Origin of the sequence: Bradyrhizobium acaciae, from assembly GCF_020889785.1 — a bacterium.
GTDB classification, from domain to species: Bacteria; Pseudomonadota; Alphaproteobacteria; order Rhizobiales; family Xanthobacteraceae; genus Bradyrhizobium; species Bradyrhizobium acaciae.
Genome location: NZ_JACMYK010000263.1, coordinates 1 through 3928, shown reverse-complemented (window position 1 = coordinate 3928; position 3928 = coordinate 1). Strand labels below are relative to the sequence as shown.

Below are 3928 nucleotides of genomic sequence, written 5' to 3'. Positions count from 1 at the left end.
ACTCAAGCACCATCTCGCAATGGCCCAGGAGCTGGACAAAAGCCGGAAGTAGCCGAAGGCTTCTGGCAATCGTCAAAATGATTGCCGGTTTCCTCGCAGACCGACGGGTCGCGGCGGCCGGCCCGGACCCACGGGTTGGGAACGAAGGGCCATATCACGAATTGCCTCACGATCCCTACTTCATGAGGCAATTCGAATGGCGCGGCTCGACGCCATGCGCACCCGACAGGTGGAACTTCGGAACACTGCGGCGCTCGCTGCGGTGGGGATGCTGGTGGCGGTCGCCTTCGGCCTGAGCACTGTGATCACCCCGCTCTACCTAATGTACCAGGAAGCATTTGGCTTTTCGCAGCTCACGCTGACGCTGATCTATGCAGCCTATGCGATCGGCAACGTCGTGGCACTCCTGCTGTTCGGCCGTGCCTCCGACCGCGCCGGACGGCGCGCCACCGCGCTGTCGGCGGTTGGGGTCCTGATCATGGCCACACTGGTCTTCATGTTCGCCCGCGGCGTCACTTGGCTCTATATCGGCCGCATCCTCAGCGGTCTTGGTATTGGCCTCGCCAGCGGCACCGGCAATGCCTGGCTCGCCGAACTGGCCGACAAAGGCGACAAGGGCTACGCGGCCATCATCGGCACAAGCTCCAACTTCATCGGGATCGGTCTCGCCGCTCTCTTATCCGGCCTGCTCGCGCAGTATGCGCCGTGGCCGCTGCGGCTCTCGTTCGCCGTCTATCTCGTCGTTGTGTGCGCGGTCGCGGTCCTGATCTGGTTGACGCAAGAGACCGTGCGGCATCCGGACCACCGCCGGATCGAAATTCGCCCGCAACTGGCGTTGCCGCGCAATATCCAGGCTCAATTCGTGGCGCCTGCAATCACGGGCTTCGGTCTGATGGCACTGGTCGGCTTTTATGCGTCATTGATGCCCGGAATTCTGTTGCACGAACTTCACATCGAGGCTCGAGCCGCCGCCGGTGCGCTGCTGTTCGAGCTCGCTATGATCGTCGCTTTGGTCATCGTGGCTACACAAGCGCTCTCGAGCCGTACCTCGATGCTGTGGTCGCTCGCGCTGATGATTCCCGCCGCCGCCGCGATCGTCACCGCGCAGATTTCAGCATCGCTTTGGGTCATGCTGGGCGCGACCGCCGTCGTCGCCATATCGGCCGGGCTTGGCTATCGCGGCAGCCTTCAGGTGGTCAATGAGATCGCTCCCGCCGACCAGCGCGCCGCCGTGGTTTCGACCTATTTCGTCTGCTGCTTCGTCGGCAACGCGCTGCCGGTGATCGGTGTCGGCGTGCTTTCGAGCCTCACCGATACGACCGTCGCTGACATCGCATTTTCCTGCATGATTACGACGTTCGCGGTCGTCGCGTTGATCTTCGGCTCAATGCACCGTTCTGAATAGGAACGGCTCGGGTCGCGGGTCGTTCAACCTTCATCGGATGCAAGCGAACGCCGCGCGCCGAGTCGCGCGGCCTCTAGAAAGCATCAGCTTCATTTGCACTGTTCTTCGGCTGAACGAAACCAACTAGGTAACCAGCATGATGGAAATCGGCATGACACTTCACGTTCGCTGCGTCGATAACACACTTCAACGAGACATCCTGTCTGTAGGACGCATCTACGAGGTAACAAAGGTGCATGCCCGGGATGGCTATTATGAAATCGGCGGACTCGGTCGTTTCAGCCAATCAAGATTCGAGCCCCTATCGCCCGAACGTCAGGACGAAACTGCATAACGAAAAGGAGTCGCATATGCCGCGTGGTGACAAATCGAGCTACACCGACAAGCAAAAGCGCCAGGCTGAGCACATCGAGGACGGCTATGAGAAGCGCGGAGTCTCGCGCAACGAAGCCGAACGGCGTGCTTGGGCAACCGTAAACAAGGAAACTCACGGCGGCAAGAAAGCCGGATCGGGCCGTGGCAAGGAAGAAGACCACGCCCCCTCGCGTAAAGGCGGCAGGCTCGGCGGCTCCGCGTCCGCAAACCGTCCCGCGGCGGAACGGTCGCGTTCAGCAAAGAAGGCGGCGCGGACCCGGAAGCGGAGAGCCGCCTAGCGCCGCATCTGACCAAAGCGAAACTGTATCGACGGCTTGAGCGCCAACGACACTGCCAAGGTAGACGACCATGTCACAGACCGTCAGCGATTTCATCGTTCACCGCCTGCACGATTGGGGCGTCCGGCACATCTTCGGATACCCCGGCGACGGCATTAACGGCGTGTTCGGCGCGCTCAATCGCGCCGGCGGCAGCATCGAGTTCATCCAGGCACGCCACGAGGAAATGGCCGCCTTCATGGCCTCGGCCTACGCGAAATTCTCCGGGCGCCTCGGGGTGTGCATCGCGACCTCGGGACCGGGAGCCTCGCATCTCACGACCGGCCTCTATGACGCGCTGCTTGACCATCAGCCGGTCCTCGCCCTGGTCGGGCAGCAAGCGCGCAATGCGCTCGGCGGACAGTATCAGCAGGAGCTCGACCTGGTCTCGATGTTCAAGGACGTGGCGGGTGCCTACGTCGCCCAGGCCTCTTCGCCTGCGCAAGTCCGCCATTTGATCGATCGTGCGGCACGGATCGCGCTCGCCCGGCGTGCCGTGACCGCCGTCATCCTCCCGAACGACCTTCAGGAGGACGATTACGAAGACCCGCCGCGCGCCCACGGCACGCTGCGCTCCGGCATCGGCTACGCCCCGCCGCGAGTCGTTCCGCACGAAGCCGAACTCGACCGTGCGGCAGACATCCTCAACGCCGGCAAGAAAGTTGCCATGCTGGTCGGAGCCGGTGCACTTGGGGCGACCGACGAGGTCATCGCGGTTGCAGACCGGCTCGCAGCCGGTTGCGCCAAGGCTCTCCTTGGCAAAGCCGTACTGCCTGACGACCTTCCCTGGGTGACCGGCTCGATTGGCTTGCTCGGCACCGAGCCGAGCTATGACCTGATGATGGAGTGCGACACGCTGTTGATGGTCGGCTCCGCGTTCCCTTACTCCGAATTCCTGCCCAAGGAAGGCCGCGCCCGCGGCGTTCAGATCGACATCGATGCCAGCATGCTGTCGATCCGCTTCCCGATGGAAGTCGGTCTTGTCGGCGACGCCGCCGAGACGCTGCGCGCGTTGCTGCCGCGGCTCGCGCAGAAGAGCCCGGACCGCTGGCGCAAGTCAATTGAAGGCAAGGTCCGCGAATGGTGGACCACGCTCGAGGATCGGGCACGGCAGCCGGCCAAACCAGTCAATCCACAGCGCGTCACCTGGGAGCTGTCGCCGCGAATTCCCGACCGCGCGATTATCACCAGCGACTCCGGCTCGTGCGCCAACTGGTTCGCACGCGATCTCAAGATGCGGCGTGGCGTCAATGCCTCGCTCTCGGGAGGCCTCGCATCGATGGGCGCCGCCGTCCCCTACGCGATCGCAGCCAAATATGCCGACCCCGACCGTCCGGTGATCGCGCTGGTTGGCGACGGCGCGATGCAGATGAACAACATGGCCGAATTAATCACGGTCGCGAAATACTGGCGACAGTGGAAAGACCATCGCTGGATTGTCTGCGTATTCAACAATGAGGATCTCAACCAAGTTACCTGGGAGCAACGGATCATCAATGGTGATCCGAAGTTCGAGGCGTCGCAGCGCATACCTGACGTCTCATATTCCCACTTTGCAGAGATGATCGGTCTCCGCGGCATCTATGTCGATCGGCCCGATCTCGTCGGATTAGCCTGGGACCAAGCATTCGCAAGCGACGTTCCGGTGGTGCTCGAGGTGAAGACCGATCCGGAGGTGCCGCCGCTCCCGCCGCACATCACGCTGGAGCAGGCCAAAAACTTTTCCATCGCCCTGGCCAAGGGCGATCCCAATGAGGCTGGCGTGATCCGGGGCGCTGCCCGGCAGGTGCTCGAGACGATCCTTCCCGGGAAGGACTGAGGCGGTCTCAGG

3 protein-coding genes are annotated in these 3928 nt (G+C 62.7%); all 3 read left to right on the top strand.

Annotated elements, in window-relative coordinates:
• Positions 1-196: 196 nt before the first annotated feature.
• The 3 genes from H8A92_RS39835 to H8A92_RS39825 all read left to right on the top strand — a co-directional run bounded on the left by H8A92_RS39835 (position 197) and on the right by H8A92_RS39825 (position 3916).
• Positions 197-1405 (top strand): MFS transporter, encoded by a 1209-nt coding sequence (locus H8A92_RS39835; protein WP_229200717.1) that lies wholly within the window; start codon positions 197-199, stop codon positions 1403-1405.
• Positions 1406-1755: 350 nt separating this feature from the next.
• Entirely contained in the window at positions 1756-2058 is a 303-nt protein-coding gene (locus tag H8A92_RS39830; protein ID WP_229200718.1) for a plasmid stabilization protein, read from the top strand.
• A gap of 70 nt (positions 2059-2128) precedes the next feature.
• Positions 2129-3916 carry a thiamine pyrophosphate-requiring protein gene (locus H8A92_RS39825; protein WP_229200716.1) on the top strand — a complete coding sequence of 596 codons (1788 nt, stop codon included), beginning with the start codon at positions 2129-2131 and terminating at the stop codon, positions 3914-3916.
• Positions 3917-3928 lie beyond the last annotated feature (12 nt).

Excerpts from the sequence above, each read along its gene's own strand:
- H8A92_RS39835 (WP_229200717.1), top strand. The coding sequence starts at position 197 with ATGGCGCGGCTCGACGCCATGCGCACCCGACAGGTGGAACTTCGGAAC.
- H8A92_RS39830 (WP_229200718.1), top strand. The coding sequence starts at position 1,756 with ATGCCGCGTGGTGACAAATCGAGCTACACCGACAAGCAAAAGCGCCAG.
- H8A92_RS39825 (WP_229200716.1), top strand. The coding sequence starts at position 2,129 with ATGTCACAGACCGTCAGCGATTTCATCGTTCACCGCCTGCACGATTGG.